The sequence below is a fragment of the Brevibacillus fulvus genome (genome assembly GCF_016908525.1).
In the GTDB taxonomy this organism is placed as follows: Bacteria; Bacillota; Bacilli; order Brevibacillales; family Brevibacillaceae; genus Brevibacillus_G; species Brevibacillus_G fulvus.
The window spans coordinates 659955-676071 of record NZ_JAFBEB010000001.1; the positions used below are offsets into that span (position 1 = coordinate 659955).

The following is a 16117-nucleotide window of genomic DNA, read 5'->3' on the forward strand; positions in this document are numbered from 1 at the left end:
CTGCCCCCCCAAACATCCGTTATAAAGGTGAATTAAAGTAAGCCAGTCAACACGCTGCGAACGTGTCCGACTGGCTTCGTTTGTTGAACCAACACGGCGCCCTTCCGGCGTTATGAAGCTCCGCCACCGGCTTCTCTTTTTTTACGGAAGAAATCATAACGGATTTGTCTTTTCCTCGGTGATGTTATCGCTTGATTGCCTTCCTTGCGGTTGAGGTCTTGATTACCAATTTTCAGGAAGAAAGAGGTCAGCCAATAAGCAAGCACAAATTCCAAATAATCAATGACGAAAATATACCAGATATTCATGCCTTTAAAGAGATGAAGAAATTCCGTTGCAGTCGCAAGACCGCCAAGTACCAGTCCGGTGAAGACTGCCGCAATGAGTCCAAAAAAATACACATTACGGCTCTGATTGATGCAGTACTGATACGTTAGCATAAACAGGACAGGGATCAAAGCCGTGTTGATGGCCAGGTTAATCGGCATACCCGGTATGATTATGTAAGGATGTTCCACTAATCCATTGGCTACTCCATAAGCGTCTAGATAGTTCATTAATACATGAACCACAAAACCGAAAAAAAGGATTTCGAATGTTCTTCGACGATCCAAATAAATGAGCAGAACGGCAAGAGGAAAAATGAGTGCTACAACACTAACCCAAAATTGCCAAGTGCCCATATTGGAAAACTGCAGCCAATGGTCGATGGATGCTTGCGTTCTTTCTTCGCTGAGTTCTCGAATCTTAACGAGCATTGCTTGTTGCTCACTGCTCACAGAATACTCCTCCCGAATGAGTTTCTTATAGTAATTCGTTAAAGGATACGTATCTATGTATTGTGTGGCCAAAAGACGTAAACTTTCCGCGGCTGGCAAAATCCTTCCTACGGCCAGTTAAAGTCAAAGAAGGCTGCCGACTTGTCGACAGCCTGAAAAACCACCCTCGTATAAGCAGTTCCTGTTTGCTCATGTTCAGCGGACGCCCGCCTTTTTTGCTATAATATCACAAAAGGAGTGTGTGCCATCTTGAACAAATCTTTTTTTTACACCATTGACAAATCGGTCGTTCCCGAATATACCAAAATCCTGAATCTGATGAAAGTGCCTTATCTCGTTGAAGAACCGGTCGTTTTGCTGCGGGAAGGTTCCTCTGCCTGCCGGATCGTTTTTCCCAATATGCCCGCGAGCTTGTACGGCATGGTGCGAAAATTGTTTGGACGCGATGGCGAACCTTATCCCTTGTAAGGCCCGCCACGCTGACAATCAGGCTTTCCTTTCGCCGGGCCGGCTCCCCTACAATAACAAGTAGGCGATCGGTGTTGTAATGATGAGCGTCAATATGGTGCGTTCCAGCCAGATCACCAAAAGCTGCGGGATACTGATCGGAATATCGGTAGACAAAATACAAGGAATGCTGGCGGAAAAGAACAGAATCGAAGAGACCGAGACGACGGCAATAATGAATTTGGTGACCAGCGGTGTTGTCGTAACGAGCAATGCCGGCAAGAACATCTCGGCGATCTCGATTGCCGATGCCTTGGCAGCAAGCAGCGGCTCCGGAATTTGCAACAACCAGGTAAACGGATAATAAATGTAGCCCACCCAATCAAACAACGGGGTAAATTCCGCGAGAACAAGACCAAGCAAGCCAACGGACATAATGGACGGCAGAATGCCCATGGTCATGATAAAACCGTCGCGCAAATTTTCCCAAATGTTGCGGCCGATCGACGCAGCCTTGTCTGCCGATACCATCGCCTCATTCCAGGCATGCTGCAAACGGTTGGCGGTAACCACTTCCTCCGGTTCCCCCTGTCCGTCATAATAACTGTCGCTCATTTTGCTGAGCGGCCAAAGCCGAACCGTCAACGCGGTGACAATGAACGTGACGACCAAGGTAACCCAAAAATACAAATTCCAATAACTCATCAAATCCAAAGTTTTGGCAATCACGATCATGAACGTGGCGGAAACCGTCGAAAAACCGGTGGCAATGATCGCCGCCTCTTTCACCGTATACTTTCCTTCTTTAAAGACTCGGTTGGTAATCAGCAAACCAATCGAATAACTCCCGACGAACGATGCGACCGCATCGACGGCTGATCGCCCCGGCGTTTTCCAGATGGGGCGCATGATCGGCTGTACCAGCACACCGATAAACTCCATCAGCCCATAACCGACCAACAAAGCGAGGAAAATCGATCCAATCGGAACGACCAGCCCCACCGGGATGACCAGACTTTGGAAAAGAAAGGGGCCCATGTCTTTGTCCATCAGCCAGGCTGGTCCGACCTGAAAATAAATCATCAGGGCAACGACAACCCCAGCCACTTTCAGGAACGAGAAAACCATCGTTACGGCATCCTTGCGCCAAGTGTTCTTCACAAACGGGTAGATCGCGCCCAGCAAAATGACAAGCAATGCATACAACGGCACCACTGATGGAAACATCGTCCGGATCCAAGTTGTCAGATGATCCAATGGAATGGATGAGGTATTGTTAATAGTAATCGGTACAAAAAACATGAAAATTCCAATTAAACTGAACAAGACGAACCTGGCTGCGTTTGCGGAAGACGTTGCTTTCGGCCTGGTTATCAACTCGGATTGCGGATTGCTCATCTCGGAAAACCCCCTCTTTTTGGATAATCTGGTTCTTCTCCACTCGCTCCCGGATGGCTCCTCTATTTTCTCTCTCGTTGTTTAAACCCGGTTAAAAAAGAAAGCAGCACATGCACGCCGGCCTTGACCGTCGCTTCCCCGCGATCCTTAAAAGGATCAAGACACACGAGATCCATGGCTTTTACCTTATCGTGACGCCCCGCAGTGTAGACCGCTTCAAACAGTTCGTCTGTCCGCATTCCGCCAGGTGTGGAAGCAGGAGCGCCCGGCCCATAGGCAATATCGAGCACATCCATATCAACCGTAAGATAAATCGTATCGACCTTGCGAGCCAATTCATCCAACGCTTGCTGAATGGTAACCTCGATCCCCTGCCGACGCGCCTGCCGGAGTGTTGTATAACGGACGCCGGCCTGATCAGCGTATAGCTTCAGCGAACGGGCATTAAAGAAGCCGTGCAGGCCAATATTATGCACATCTTCTCCGCGAACGGTGCCGCTCTCCAACAAATTGCGGATTGGCGTGCCATTGCTCGGACCGTTGTCTGCCAGGTCACGCAGGTCGAAGTGCGTATCGAGCTGCAAAATGCCAATTCGTTCGGTCGGATGCACATCCTTCCAGCCTTTCACCAGCATGGCGGTTATCGAATGATCACCTCCCAGCGAAATGGGCAATACCCCGGGATGATACGTTCGCATTGCCTTCATCGCCTGCCGGATGTTGTCATGACATTTGGCTATATCGGTGACATGTTGCCGGACATCGCCGAGGTCGACCACATTGAGCGTTGACAAATCTTCCTCATAGTCGAGATTGTAGGTGGTGAAATATTTCCATGCCCGCCGAAGTGCATCGGGATTCTCGCTTGCCGCCGACGCGGAAATGGACGAACGGGACAGCGGCACACCGAGCAGCGCGGCATCGTATCGGCTCCAGTCCGGTTGCTCGGCCGACAGCGGATCAAGCGTTTGTATCCATTCGTTCACCTTTGGCTCGACAGACGCGGCGCTGCGATCCCAGCAAAAGCTGGGCGGCTTTAGCAGCGGATACGGATATTGACTCATAGACGAACCCCTCCTTCGACCACTTTCACACCCGCTTTGATCACCGTATGAACATGGTTCACCCCGTATCGGTATTGCAAGGCCATGTAATTGGGGACATTAAACAACGTGATGTCCGCTTTTTTGCCGGCTTCCAGACTGCCGATCTCATGCCCTCGTTTAATTGCGTGCGCGGCATTGATCGTGGCTGCGGCAAGCACCTCCGCCGGGGTCATTCCCATTTTCAGGCATCCGAGGTTCATGATCAGCGGCATGGCGACCGTTGGCGACGAGCCCGGATTGCAATCGGTCGACAGAGCGACCGGTACACCGGCATCAATCATTTTCCGGCCATCAGCCGACGCCGCCATCAGAAAAAACGCGGTCCCCGGCAATAGCACGGCGATGACGCCAGCCTCCGCCATTTTGACAATTCCCGTATCCGATGCGCGCAACAGATGATCGGCAGACACAGCGCCAACCTCCGCCGCCAGTTCTGCCCCCTCATAAGGCTCAATCTCGTCCGCGTGGATTTTCGGCAGCAAACCGTGCTTGATGCCGGCTTGCAAAATCCGGCGTGACTGGGCGGGGGTGAAGACGCCGCGCTCGCAAAAAACGTCATTAAATTCGGCCAGTCTCCGCTTGGCTACTTCAGGAATCATTACATCGACGCAATAATCGACAAACGCATCCGGGCATTCACGGTATTCCGGCGGAACCGCATGCGCTCCCATAAAGGTCGATATGAGATCAACCGGATGATGTTCATGCAGCGCCTTGGCCACTTCCAACTGTTTCAGCTCCGCTTCCAGGGTCAGCCCGTAGCCGCTTTTCGCCTCCACGGTCGTCACCCCATGCAGCAGAAATTGATCGAGTCTTTGCAAGCTCTCTTTAAACAGTGTCTCGTGACTGGCCTCTCGGGTCGCCCGGGTAGTCGCGTGGATGCCGCCGCCGCTGTTCATAATTTCCATGTAGGTCGCCCCGTTCAAACGCATCGCAAACTCATGCTCACGACTGCCGGCATAGACGAGGTGCGTATGAGGATCAACAAGCCCAGGCGTCACCAGTTTTCCCGCCGCGTCGATGACTTCGGCCTCGCCCAGCCGCTCTTGGTAGACAGCGGCTACCTCATCGGTTGTCCCCACCATTTGAATCAAGCCATCTTCCAGCCAGAGACTGCCGTTTTCAAGCAAGCCCAGTTCGCTCATCCGTTTGCCTGCCAGCGGCGCAGCCGAACTCCCTGCCAAGGTCACCATTTGGCTGGCATGCCGAATCCATATCGGTCTGTTCTTCATAGGCGACTCCTCTCTTTGCAAAATTGCGAGGCGGAGCAGGCCGGGGCCTACTCCTTCAGCATCGGGATGTGAATCCCTTTTTCTCTCGCGGTTGTTTTCGCCAATTCATAGCCGGCGTCCGCATGACGAACGACACCCATGCCGGGGTCGGTTGTCAGGACGCGTTCCAATCGTTTTTCCGCTTCTTTTGTGCCATCGGCCACGATCACCATGCCGGCATGTAAGGAATAGCCCATACCGACTCCGCCGCCGTGATGCACCGATACCCAACTGGCTCCGCCCACCGCATTAACCAGTGCATTCAGGATTGGCCAGTCGGCAACGGCATCGCTGCCATCAAGCATCGCTTCGGTTTCCCGGTTGGGCGATGCCACAGAACCCGAATCGAGATGATCCCGCCCGATCACGATCGGCGCGCTCAATTCACCGCTGGCCACCATGTCGTTGATCAACTTGCCAAAACGGGCACGTTCCCCGTAACCGAGCCAGCAAATACGCGCCGGCAAGCCTTGAAATTGGATACGTTGTTGCGCCATCTTGATCCAGTTGCACAGATGAGGATTGTCGCTGAACTCGCGCAAGATCACTTCGTCGGTTTTGTAAATGTCCTCCGGGTTACCGGAGAGTGCCGCCCAGCGGAATGGACCTTTGCCCTCGCAAAACAGCGGACGGATAAACGCAGGAACGAATCCCGGAAAGTCGAAGGCGTTTTCGACACCCATATCCTTGGCTACTTGACGTATGTTGTTGCCGTAGTCAAACGTCACCGCGCCTTTTTGCTGCATTTTCAGCATCGCCCGAACGTGCTCGGCAATGCTTTCCTTGGATTTGGTTACATAAGCTTTCGGGTCCCGTTTGCGCAGTTCGGCTGCTTCCGCAAGCGACATCCCCAACGGAATATAGCCATTGAGCGGATCGTGTGACGACGTTTGGTCGGTCAGTACATCAGGGATAAAACCGCGCTGCAGCATTTCATTTAATACTTCCGGCGCATTGCCCAGCAAACCGATCGAGACCGCTTTTCGCTCAGCCTTTGCTGCCTGTGCCATTTGAATCGCTTCATCCAGGCTATCTGTCATCACATCAAGGTAGCGCGTATCAAGCCGACGCTGAATCCGCGATCGGTCCACTTCGATCGAAATGCTGACACCGCCATTTAAGGAGACTGCCAACGGTTGGGCGCCGCCCATGCCGCCAAGTCCGGCGGTCAGTGTGATCGTTCCCGCCAACGTGCCGCCAAAATGCTGGCGAGCACACTCGGCAAACGTTTCATACGTTCCTTGCACGATCCCCTGGCTGCCGATGTATATCCAGCTTCCTGCCGTCATTTGTCCATACATCATCAGACCTTTTTTGTCCAACTCATGGAAATGATCCCAAGTCGCCCACGCTGGCACCAGATTGGAGTTGGCCAGCAATACGCGCGGTGCATCTGCGTGGGTTTTGAATACAGCCACCGGTTTGCCGGACTGTACCAGCAAAGTCTCATCGCCCTCCAGTTTTTGCAATGTTTCGATAATTGCGTGGAAAGCATCCCAATTGCGGGCCGCTTTGCCGATTCCCCCGTAAACAACCAATTCATCGGGTTTTTCCGCCACGTCAGGATTCAGGTTGTTTAAAAGCATGCGAAGCGCCGCCTCTTGAATCCAGCCTTTCGTATGCAAGGTCGTTCCGGAGTATTGTTCAATCAATTTGGCAATGGTTTGTCTGCTCAAAGCGAATCACCTGCTTCCTCGTTAATTTTGAACCCTACAGGTAGTATAAAAAAGGAAAAAAAGCGAAAACAGATGGTTCGCTTTTGAATATCAGTTGTTATTTATGATAGCGGGGAGCAGAAGGCAAGCGCTTTCACTTTATTTCTCTCTTTTTTTACGATTTTTCACATTATTTACGATTCCGTAATGAACGTGGGGTTGTTCCCGTTTTTTCTTTAAAAACTTTGCTGAAATAGTTGCTGTTGCCAAAGCCGGCCCGCTCCGCCACTTCCTGGACGGTCAATTTGCCGGTCATCAGCAGTCGCTCCGCTTCCTTGATTCGCATGGATGTCAACAATTGTCGAAAGGATGTGCCCATTTTTTTGCTGAGCAAAGCGCTGAAATAGGCAGGGCTTCTGTCTACATGTGCCGCTACGTCCTCCAACCGCAAATCCGGTTCATGAAAGTGTTCTTCCATGTAGCGGATCGCCTGCTCGACCACATCCGTCCGTACATGTTCCTGCTTGCTGTTGGCTACTTCCAACACTTCAAACACAAACAGCAACAACTCCTGGACAATCCGGTAAAGGATCGGCGTATACAGGATTGTTTCAAATACGCGATGGTATTTCTCTTCCAATCGCAAATCTCCCATGCAAAAAGACAGCATATACCGGCGAATCTGCGCCAAGATGCTGGTAAGACGAATCCGCAACAGCCCTGGCTCCGGATATGGCTCCCCCCGATTGAGAAATTCCTGGTACATCCACCCCTTGATCTTTTGCTTGTCCGCGTCGTTCAGCATGCCGATCCAGGTGCGCTGTTCCGCCGGGGTCAAAAACGGATCGATCATCAGCCAATCCATTCGGTCCTCCACAACGGATATTTGCCGATACCCCCGGAAAAAGCGGATTTCCAATGCTTGCTTCGCATACAAATATTTTTGGTGCAAGGTGAGCTCCTGGTCGGTGGAGGTGTAGATAATCAACGAGAGCGGTTCAGCACTGGCGCTCTCCCAATCTGCCAGCAGCCTTTTGCCTGCCAGCGTCAAATCGACCAGCGAATTCTCCTTCATTTGCGGAAAAATACAAACAATTAAATCACTCAGCGGCAACAGCACCGGCATCTGCCGAAATGGATATTCCTCCAGGAAGGAGAGCAGCAAGGGATGCTTCGCCGTATTTTCCAATTGCAGCAGCATAAGCTCCAAATCCCGCCCGGCCGATTCACCTGGCAAAAACAGACTCCGATAAGTGATCCCCGCTTGCCGTGCTTCCCCGGCTGCGGAGACGGCCGGGTTTGCTTTCGCCTCCTGGGCTCGTCTGCTCAATCTCGAGAGGACGCGACGGATTTGGTCCGGCGAAAGCGGCTTAACCCACAAATCCCAGGCATGCAGCTCAATGCCTTGCAACGCGCGTTCAAACGTCGCTTCCGCCGTCATCACCAGGACAACCGGTCGATACTGCCGCAGCACAGCTTTTGTCCGTTCCCATAACTCTTTGGGAACCATATCCAATTCCATACAGATAATCTCCGGCTGACTGGTTTCGATATGCTCGATCAGCGCCATGGCCGACTCCGCCAGCAAAACGCGGTCAAATGGTAATCCGTAAGAGTGTATCAGCCAGTTCAATCCGGTCCGTTCATAAGGATCTCTGTCTGCAATCAACAAAGTAGCCACTTGTTCACCTCCCTGTTTCCCCGCATAACATCTTTCAAATCATTCCCTCAGCTATGCCGCTAGAGTGGCGCAATGAAAAAAGCGGTGCACTTTTTAAACAAAAGAGCACCGCAAGTAGCAGCACAGGAAGGGATCTCTGTGACCTTCCATCCAAATCATATCACAAAAGACATTTTTAATGGTAGCTTTTTCCTATTACCAAACGGGGCAAAATTGTGTGTAACCACTTTCCAACTGATTCGTATTTATTTACATGCCAAAGGAGGGATCTGGAAATGATGCAAGTTTGGATTGTGATCGTCGGCCTGTTTCTGCTCTTGTTTTTTGGTTCGCTCATGATCGTCTGGGAGAAAGGCCAGGAGCAAAAACCGCCGCGCTTTCCGGTGAAATGAAGCTTCCGCTCTTTCCCAAACGCCGACCGATCGTACCGCCAGTCCCGCTGACCACTGTCATAAGGGATGCTTTTCGGTGGAATAGTAAGGAAAACAATCAACAGAAAGGCCTATTCGGATCAGCCGTTCGTACTGTCTGGTTGCAAATCGTTGTAAAGGAAGAACAATATGTACATATTACTCGTTAGTATCATCATATTGAACTTGATCGCCTATTATATTCCGAAACAGCTCACTCGTCTGGAAATGTATGTCACTTCTTTGTTTGCGGTTTACCTGGCTTGCGAAGTTGATGTGTACCTGAACTTAAGACATCAATTATACGGCTACTTTAGTCCCGGACCTGATTATCGTACGTTGCTGATCTTCTTCGGATTATATCCCGCATTCAACATCATTTATCTCAATTTGTATCCCGCTCAGGCAAAACGATGGACGAAGGTGCTCTACATCTTGCTGATGTCCGTGCTTTCCACGGCACTTGAATGGGTCTATACCCAAAAATATGGCTTCTTTTATCACAATGGCTGGACGTTATTCTATTCATTATTGGCGTATCCGGTCCTCCTGCTGGTTTTGCTCCTCCATTGCCGGTTGATCCGCAAGTTTTTCCATACGCGTTCATAGGCTATCCTTTGCCAGTATGCCATCCGTTCGCGGATCAACCATTCCGCCGGCCTTTGCGCTCCCCGCTAATCGCTTGTATCCCAATCGTTTTTTCGTTGCCATATGATCATCGTGAACGATGACTGTCCCACCCGTTGTTAATAATTTTTTCTTGACGGGGAATAGCTAAAATAAATTTTGATCCACCAAGGAGGAAGAAAAAATACCAAGATGACCATTTACGAAAAATACGGCGGCGAAGGGACTATTGCCAAAGTCGTGGATTCCTTTTACGATCTTGTGCTCGCCGACGAAACCGTCAACCACTTTTTTGAACATACGGATATGGAGAAGCAACGTCGGCATCAAACAAAATTTATCAGCTATGCGCTTGGCGGGCCGAATCAATACACCGGTCAGGCAATGGCCAAAGTCCACGAAGGGATGAACTTGCAGCCCGTCCATTTCGATGCGATCCTCAAACATCTACGGACGGCACTTGCCCATTTTGGCGTGGAAGCGGCAGATATCGAACAGGCAATCGCCAAAGTTGAAACATTACGAGACGATATTCAGTACAAATAGAAGTGAATGGCCCGTGGTCGTTTATTCCACGGGTTTGATCAATATGCCGCGATTGGCATAGAATCGTGCAAAGGTGTCCCGGTTGAGCCGAACGTTCTCCTGGCTCGCCATAGTATGGCCGGACGGGTTGTGAAACAACAGCTCTTGCCGATGCTCCTCCCATCCGAACACATACACCAGATGTCCCCCCTGTCTTGGCGGAGTCACTTCCGGCGTGCGAATAGACGGGTGAACGGAGGCGAAAAAAACGTATCCTTTGCCGAGCAACTCACATATCTCCGCGAGCGGCGTATGCTCCTTTACCTCGGCTGACAGAGCAAACTTTTCAGCGATAAAGGTAACAAACGGACGATAAATCAATCCTTTGATCATCCCGTCGGCCGCAACGACATAACCGCCGTAATCACGGCAGTCTCTCATCAGTTCAAACGTCGGAACGATTTTGTTTTGCCAGTGGGCAAGCAGCATTTTCAAACAGGCCATTCCGCAAAGATGTTGACTCCAGTTCGCATACTCTTGCGGATCGGACGCCCCGGACATCTGCCACAATGGATCTTCGGCAGCGTTCGCCTCCCCGGAAATAAATTTGGCTACCATGTCTCGAGATTCCCATTGTGCAAAATACGGCACTGCATTCATTTCCAACCCTTCTTTCGCGATCGGCATGAACAATCGTCGGCTCATTTCCTTGTCGTTTCCATCGTATCGTGCTTCATTCCAAAGTCCCCGTTCGGTTCTCGATCTTGTTCGAATATGTGCTGCTTCGTCTGCCAACAACGGCGAGCCGCAATGATCGGCCCCTCCTACGGCTCGTAAGCAATGGTCCACTCAAAATCGAAGTCGTCCACTTTTACAGGAACGGTTGACTCGCCTGTTCGAAGCGGGATTTCAATCCGGGGAATGGAAAGATTCTGGATATTCATGTCGTACTGTGTTTTGACGAATACTTCCTGCTCATTCAGGAAACTGTGATAATCTCTCGATACATACAGGGTCAAGGTACAATAACTGTATTCTTCCGCCTCTGTCCACTCTATATGAAGGTGATTTACGGTCAAGCTGATCGCTTGTCCACAGGTGGTTTTGAGCGGCAGTGATTTGAGCGCAACCGACTCGTTGTTGATCAATGGTTGTTTGTTGCGATCAAGGATCGCATGAATTTTCAGAACACCGCAGAGAACCAGATGGTGAGTACTCCCTTTTAATTTGCCATATTGTACTGCGATTTCATGATTCAACATTAAAATCACCCCTTGGTTTTAATGTGAGTCGATGTGTTGCTCACGAACTTCTGGCGAGGGATCGTAACACCATTTCATACGGAAAATTCAATATTATAATAGGTGTTTCTGAAAAAACAAGATAATGAAGCTATTGATACACTCATTTAACCATTTTGCCCATATTCTGTATAGTAGCCAGTTTAACAGAAACTTTTCCGCACAATTCGACATGCCGTTTTTATACCCGATTGAGATATGGCAACGTTTTGCGTATCGGCAACACAAGATGGGGCCATCCCTCAGTCTAACTTAGACCTTTTGGGACAGCCCCATCCATTGTTTATCTTATTAACCTCTGTCACCTGAACTTAAAATCGTAATCGGTGTATCAGGCGTATCATTTGATATTACACCACGATCACCAGAGCTGGCCAATGCAGTTGACGATACTAACGAGATGAGTAGAACAGCAAGCAAAAGAGCTTTTTTCATTGAAATCACCTCCTCTCATAAGTCCCCGAGGCTGATCTTGGTAAAAATGTCATTGATCTTTGCTTCATGCTTTTCTCGTAAATATTTTCTATACTTATGCAGAATGACCATTGCCTCGCCAAAAATATTTTTCACGCCAATCTCCAATGCCTTCTCAATAACGAAAAGGAGTGAATCAAATCCTTGGTCATATTCTTCCTTCAGTAAATAACATAAGCCTTCCACTTTCTTATAGGTAATAATTCGCTTAATCCGATGAAAATTTTTCAGTTGATTTGCGTCAATGTTTTCTTTAAATTCGTTGATAATGTTATAAGCCATATCAATCATATCGAACCGGATTAAGTGCTCAATGATGACGGACAAATTGGCTTCCTTGTACTCATCTTCATGCCGAATATATCGCAGCATCTCTGTAAGAACGTTTAAATCTCCCAAAGCGAATCTTATTTCTAGTTGATTAATGTACGCATGATGTTCAAAGCCTTTTATATTTTTGTATTTATCAATCATCTGCAACGATTGTTGATACTTGCCCAAACCTTTATACGCCAATCCCCTGATCAACAAACTGTATCCATACTTGTCTTCATCAATGGCTTTTGCAAGCTCTTCCAATTTCAACGAGTACTCGATCACTTCGTTAAAGTTATCGTTAATGTAATAGTAGGAGCAGATGCGCTCATAAGCTTCCAGGATATATTTTTCCGGCAAAAACTTCACAAAACCAAGCATTAATTCAAATAACCGATGCACTTGTTTGCCATCATTTCGACGCAGGTAGTAAAGCTTGAAATGGCTTACCGCCAAACGTTCAGAACGGTTAAACTGCTCGGTGTCGATGATTAATTGATACAGAGAGGCGCAAAGCTGGTATTCTTCGGAATCAAACGTCGGGTCCAGCCGCTTGTATTTCGCTTCCGCATAGTCGAACAATTTCTCGGTAAAATTGTAGACAAATTCAAGGTTCCCCCAACGCTCTTCCACGATTAAGCGCAATGCTTCTTTAATAACAGAAAACTTCGACAATTTGACGCATTTTTGCAAAAATTGTTCTGTTTTTTGAAAATCAAAATAGCTGCTCTCACCTTTTACCGGTTTTCTCCGCAACTCAGATAGAAACCAATCATAATAATGTCCTTCTTCGAAACCGAGCATCTCTGTCAGCTTGTCCAATTGTGCCAAGGAAAACAATTGCGGCTTGTTCACCGTCAACAATTTGGAAATCGTTGACGAAGGTAAACCAAGATAAACTGCCATTTCATATTGTTTGATCTGTCTCGCTTTAATGGTGAAATTGAGCCGTTTCCGCAACTCATTCTTATAGAAATCATAGAGGCCGATTGAATTGTCATCCGGATGAAAAAGTTTGCTCGTCTTCAAAGATTCAACTCCTTGATTGAACCTATTTGCTATAAATAATAATAGACTAACTAACCATAAATTGTCAATTTTTAATAAATTATGAACTCATTTGTCTGTTTTTGCCAAAACAGGCAGTTCAGTAGCTTACTCTGAACTGCCTTCTCCGTACAATTTATGAATCATTCCAAGGTTAATATAATCTTTCAATCCGAATGTATTGTATTGGATATAACCGTGATTATCGATCTTGCTGACATCAAATTTCTCGCAAATCTCATGTAATTGTTTGCGTTGCAATTTTCCGTCTCGTTCGAGCAGGACTTTGGCCCAATAAATCATGCCGCTGCGTTGGATATTTTTCACCGTAAAATGAGGCAAATCAAACAACTCGCTGATGATCGACAGGCGGGAATAGATTACATGCGCGTTGACCTGTGCCAGATGAACGTTCTTCGTATTGGCAGGCTTGATGATGTATCCTGTCTGGAGCAGATCGCTCGTCGGTTTGATGTTTCGCGCATTGGCTGAAAGATGTCCGTTTCTTTTCAAATACTCCGTTTGTTGCCAAGCCTCTTTTAACAATTGGAGACATCGCGCGGAAACGGTGATCGTTCGTTCTGCCGCTTTTTCATTCACCAATCTGACGGTGTTTGTGGCAAAATCGATGTCTTTGTATGTCAAATTCCGTAATTCAGAAACTTCTTTGCCGCTGGCCCCTTCAAACAATAAAGCAATAATCACCGCATCTTGCGCGTTCAAGCAATTGTCCAGTATCTCCTGAATCTCCTCATATGACCAATATAACTTTTTGGACGTATCCACAAACTTCTTTTCCCAGTCTGCATGGATCACGTCAAGCGGATTGAGATTGTTCGTACGATAAGAGATCGCCCAGTCAATATACGACTTAATTACGGAAACGGCTGCCTTAACCGACGCAAGGGATGACGGTTCCATCGTTCGGATAATTTCGCCAATTTGATCCAGATGAAACTCGTAAAGATCGGTCTGATACATCTGCTCGAGCGGTTCGCTATAATAAAAAATGCGCTTGTAAGCATTCCACGTATGCTCAGGGTATCTGCGCAAAAAGTTTTCTTTCAGCTCCCGATTGTACATGGATCGATCTTCAAAGACGAGATTAGACATTCGCTTTCACCTCGCATAAATCAAGAGTGTGAAATAGGTGACGTATCTTTCCTTTCGGATTTGCGGTAATCGCTTTGTTGTCATCCAACACTCCAAGCTCCCGCCACATTTCGCTGGTTCGTTCAAAATTGATTTGCTTGAGAATGGAACCTGCTTGTTCGACTGGTATCTGCTTGTCCCGCATCCGTTTCGCCAAACAGATATACCCATCGAACATATAATTGGCGTTTATAAGCGAAGTTTTCCGCACCTCGTTGATGTTGCGAATAAAACCATCCGGGTGCTGTTCAAACAGCTCCGTGAAAAATTCGGCCAAATATTTGCCAACCTCTTTGGCCTGCAGACGATCGGCTGGACGAAAATGCGCATCAATCGACTCGATCAAAACCTTTGCGCTGACCAACTGCTCCGCGGCAGCAGACAATTTGTCGCCGGAAGCAACTTTCCCCAGCAAATATTCGCACTTGTCTTTCAACTCTTCTGCCGCCACCGCTGCCAGATTTCCCGTATTTGTTTCTTGCAGACGAGATGCCGAAACGGGATTGGTTGTGTTGATCTGGTTAAAATACTGAACCGCTCTGCGGGTGCTGTAATTTAAAATTTTTAAATCGAACACGGCATGGATCGATTCATCCGTGCTCAGCGCCTGGATGATGCCGCTAATCCGGTGGTAGCCGTCAAGGATGTCTAATTGGGTTCCTTTTGTAATCGTCAGCGTTTTGTGCTGATGGTCATAGACTGCTTCTTCCCCGCTGTCCGCTGTGTTGGCACGCGCGTTAAAGGTAAGCATGGTTGTTTCCAGTTCTCCAGACAGCAACAGTTGCGCAATCTCATTGACGCTTTTGGGGATAGTTTTTGGTTTGTAAACAATCTGGTCCTCTTTATTTTTCTCGATTCGCGCCTCTCGCTGCACTTCGAAATTATAGACAAGCAGATTGCTCTCCCAAAGTCTTTTAATTTCTTGCGCTGTAATCGTTGTCGTATAATTTCCGTCTTTGACATAGATAACGTTTTGAAATGTATATGGAAAGGATAATTTTGCAACCTTCTGGCGTTCAAAGGTCCGTGAATTTTTCAATTCCTGCTTGGTAAACAGCGCCTCAGGATGAACGGTTGTATGGTTGCTCAGTTCGAACAATGTCGTCGTCATGATACATAAAACTTCCAGGGAAAGCGTTTGCAAAGACTTCTTGCCAGACAAAATCTCCTGAGTATCTGCCGTACTGATTCCATACCGCGACAACTCCTTGCGAAATTTGCTCGTCCACCTTTTGTTTTTCTTGAAAGCAGCCAAATGCTCCCCAATTGTCGTTTCCAGTATGGCTCGTTCAACTTTTGGCATGAGCTCGACTCCTTATTGTTGCAGAATCCCGTTACAGTTCCATTATTTTTATTATATTATCTGACTATTATGTATTACAATACAATTTTAGATTTAATTACCAGCGTTGGTTTGCACATTCCACTCTTGTTCGGTGATCCGTGTTTACTTTTGTTCATAAGAAATGTCGATGAGTTTTGCGGTCAAACAGATATAAAAATAATTGAAGTGTTGATTTCACAGTTGTTCCGAAGTTGAAAATGCGTTATATTTTTATTTAATAATATATTATTTTTATAAATATTCCTCACTCACCTTGCGCATTTTCAATGGAAGTCCTCACAGAACGAATCTTTAGCCTGCAATCTTCCTATTTAGGTGAAATGTCTGTCTTATTGTCCCAAAAAACGTCCAGCACGAACTGAATCCGCTGTTAGATATTGAGATTTGTTGGTAAATACCCCCAATAAACCATGACGGATGTGATTATGGTGACGAACCCAGATAAGGTAAATCTGGAAGAACAAATCGAGCGATTGAGAACGTGTCTAAAAGTCCGGTGAAAAAGTCCGCCTAAGCAGGCTTTTCCCACGGTGTTGCCGAATTATACGGTAACAATGAATTGAAAGAGTGATGGAATATGAAAG

At 47.7% G+C, this 16117-nt stretch carries 16 protein-coding genes; 4 read left to right on the top strand and 12 right to left on the bottom strand.

Annotated elements, in window-relative coordinates; all coding sequences use genetic code 11:
• Positions 1 to 110: 110 nt before the first annotated feature.
• Positions 111 to 779: a CBO0543 family protein gene (locus JOD01_RS03305; RefSeq protein ID WP_204516773.1), complete on the bottom strand. Its 669-nt coding sequence runs from the start codon at positions 777 to 779 to the stop codon at positions 111 to 113.
• A gap of 249 nt (positions 780 to 1028) precedes the next feature.
• Between JOD01_RS03305 and JOD01_RS03310 the strand changes: the two genes are divergently transcribed.
• On the top strand, positions 1029 to 1247 hold the full coding sequence (locus JOD01_RS03310) for a hypothetical protein (RefSeq protein ID WP_204516774.1): 219 nt from the start codon (positions 1029 to 1031) through the stop codon (positions 1245 to 1247).
• A 48-nt stretch (positions 1248 to 1295) separates the two neighbouring features.
• On the opposite strand, the gene JOD01_RS03315 is transcribed toward JOD01_RS03310, so the two are convergent.
• The 5 genes from JOD01_RS03315 to JOD01_RS03335 form a co-directional block, all read right to left on the bottom strand.
• Positions 1296 to 2624, bottom strand: a complete 1329-nt coding sequence (locus JOD01_RS03315; protein ID WP_204516775.1) for a YjiH family protein — start codon at positions 2622 to 2624, stop codon at positions 1296 to 1298.
• A 62-nt stretch (positions 2625 to 2686) separates the two neighbouring features.
• Positions 2687 to 3688, bottom strand: coding sequence for an agmatinase family protein (locus JOD01_RS03320; RefSeq protein WP_204516776.1), 1002 nt, complete (start codon positions 3686 to 3688; stop codon positions 2687 to 2689).
• On the bottom strand, positions 3685 to 4962 hold the full coding sequence (gene hutI / locus JOD01_RS03325; RefSeq protein ID WP_204516777.1) for an imidazolonepropionase: 1278 nt from the start codon (positions 4960 to 4962) through the stop codon (positions 3685 to 3687). Before hutI ends, JOD01_RS03320 begins: the two co-directional genes overlap by 4 nt.
• A gap of 47 nt (positions 4963 to 5009) precedes the next feature.
• The gene (gene hutU, locus JOD01_RS03330) at positions 5010 to 6677 is read right to left on the bottom strand and encodes a urocanate hydratase (RefSeq protein ID WP_204516778.1); all 1668 of its coding nucleotides are present in this window, start codon (positions 6675 to 6677) and stop codon (positions 5010 to 5012) included.
• A gap of 169 nt (positions 6678 to 6846) precedes the next feature.
• Positions 6847 to 8337: a helix-turn-helix domain-containing protein gene (locus tag JOD01_RS03335; protein ID WP_204516779.1), complete on the bottom strand. Its 1491-nt coding sequence runs from the start codon at positions 8335 to 8337 to the stop codon at positions 6847 to 6849.
• A 72-nt stretch (positions 8338 to 8409) separates the two neighbouring features.
• Between JOD01_RS03335 and JOD01_RS03340 the strand changes: the two genes are divergently transcribed.
• The 3 genes from JOD01_RS03340 (at position 8410) to JOD01_RS03350 (ending at position 9920) form a co-directional block, all read left to right on the top strand.
• Positions 8410 to 8616 (top strand): hypothetical protein, encoded by a 207-nt coding sequence (locus tag JOD01_RS03340; RefSeq protein ID WP_204516780.1) that lies wholly within the window; start codon positions 8410 to 8412, stop codon positions 8614 to 8616.
• Positions 8617 to 8897: 281 nt separating this feature from the next.
• Positions 8898 to 9356, top strand: a complete 459-nt coding sequence (locus JOD01_RS03345; protein ID WP_204516781.1) for a CBO0543 family protein — start codon at positions 8898 to 8900, stop codon at positions 9354 to 9356.
• Positions 9357 to 9566: 210 nt separating this feature from the next.
• Positions 9567 to 9920, top strand: a complete 354-nt coding sequence (locus JOD01_RS03350) for a group I truncated hemoglobin (RefSeq protein ID WP_204516782.1) — start codon at positions 9567 to 9569, stop codon at positions 9918 to 9920.
• 21 nt (positions 9921 to 9941) lie between these two features.
• Here JOD01_RS03350 and JOD01_RS03355 read toward each other — a convergent pair whose 3' ends face one another.
• The 6 genes from JOD01_RS03355 to JOD01_RS03380 all read right to left on the bottom strand — a co-directional run bounded on the left by JOD01_RS03355 (position 9942) and on the right by JOD01_RS03380 (position 15491).
• Positions 9942 to 10604 carry a C39 family peptidase gene (locus JOD01_RS03355; RefSeq protein WP_239565130.1) on the bottom strand — a complete coding sequence of 221 codons (663 nt, stop codon included), beginning with the start codon at positions 10602 to 10604 and terminating at the stop codon, positions 9942 to 9944.
• Positions 10605 to 10723: 119 nt separating this feature from the next.
• Positions 10724 to 11161: a hypothetical protein gene (locus JOD01_RS03360; protein WP_204516783.1), complete on the bottom strand. Its 438-nt coding sequence runs from the start codon at positions 11159 to 11161 to the stop codon at positions 10724 to 10726.
• 330 nt (positions 11162 to 11491) lie between these two features.
• Positions 11492 to 11635 carry a hypothetical protein gene (locus tag JOD01_RS03365; protein ID WP_204516784.1) on the bottom strand — a complete coding sequence of 48 codons (144 nt, stop codon included), beginning with the start codon at positions 11633 to 11635 and terminating at the stop codon, positions 11492 to 11494.
• A gap of 15 nt (positions 11636 to 11650) precedes the next feature.
• Positions 11651 to 13018: a helix-turn-helix domain-containing protein gene (locus JOD01_RS03370; protein WP_204516785.1), complete on the bottom strand. Its 1368-nt coding sequence runs from the start codon at positions 13016 to 13018 to the stop codon at positions 11651 to 11653.
• A gap of 126 nt (positions 13019 to 13144) precedes the next feature.
• Positions 13145 to 14149 (bottom strand): site-specific integrase, encoded by a 1005-nt coding sequence (locus tag JOD01_RS03375; RefSeq protein ID WP_204516786.1) that lies wholly within the window; start codon positions 14147 to 14149, stop codon positions 13145 to 13147.
• Complete coding sequence (locus JOD01_RS03380; RefSeq protein WP_204516787.1) at positions 14142 to 15491, bottom strand: DNA sulfur modification protein DndB; 1350 nt, start codon at positions 15489 to 15491, stop codon at positions 14142 to 14144. The genes JOD01_RS03375 and JOD01_RS03380 overlap by 8 nt, the downstream gene beginning before the upstream one ends.
• Positions 15492 to 16117: the final 626 nt, after the last annotated feature.

Bases quoted from the DNA above. Each gene is read 5' to 3' on its own strand.
- JOD01_RS03365 (WP_204516784.1), bottom strand. From the start codon at position 11,635: ATGAAAAAAGCTCTTTTGCTTGCTGTTCTACTCATCTCGTTAGTATCG.
- JOD01_RS03380 (WP_204516787.1), bottom strand. From the start codon at position 15,491: ATGCCAAAAGTTGAACGAGCCATACTGGAAACGACAATTGGGGAGCAT.
- JOD01_RS03355 (WP_239565130.1), bottom strand. From the start codon at position 10,604: ATGAGCCGACGATTGTTCATGCCGATCGCGAAAGAAGGGTTGGAAATG.
- hutI (WP_204516777.1), bottom strand. From the start codon at position 4,962: ATGAAGAACAGACCGATATGGATTCGGCATGCCAGCCAAATGGTGACC.
- JOD01_RS03360 (WP_204516783.1), bottom strand. From the start codon at position 11,161: ATGTTGAATCATGAAATCGCAGTACAATATGGCAAATTAAAAGGGAGT.
- JOD01_RS03345 (WP_204516781.1), top strand. From the start codon at position 8,898: ATGTACATATTACTCGTTAGTATCATCATATTGAACTTGATCGCCTAT.
- JOD01_RS03315 (WP_204516775.1), bottom strand. From the start codon at position 2,624: ATGAGCAATCCGCAATCCGAGTTGATAACCAGGCCGAAAGCAACGTCT.
- JOD01_RS03375 (WP_204516786.1), bottom strand. From the start codon at position 14,149: ATGTCTAATCTCGTCTTTGAAGATCGATCCATGTACAATCGGGAGCTG.
- JOD01_RS03350 (WP_204516782.1), top strand. From the start codon at position 9,567: ATGACCATTTACGAAAAATACGGCGGCGAAGGGACTATTGCCAAAGTC.
- JOD01_RS03320 (WP_204516776.1), bottom strand. From the start codon at position 3,688: ATGAGTCAATATCCGTATCCGCTGCTAAAGCCGCCCAGCTTTTGCTGG.
- JOD01_RS03340 (WP_204516780.1), top strand. From the start codon at position 8,410: ATGAAAAAAGCGGTGCACTTTTTAAACAAAAGAGCACCGCAAGTAGCA.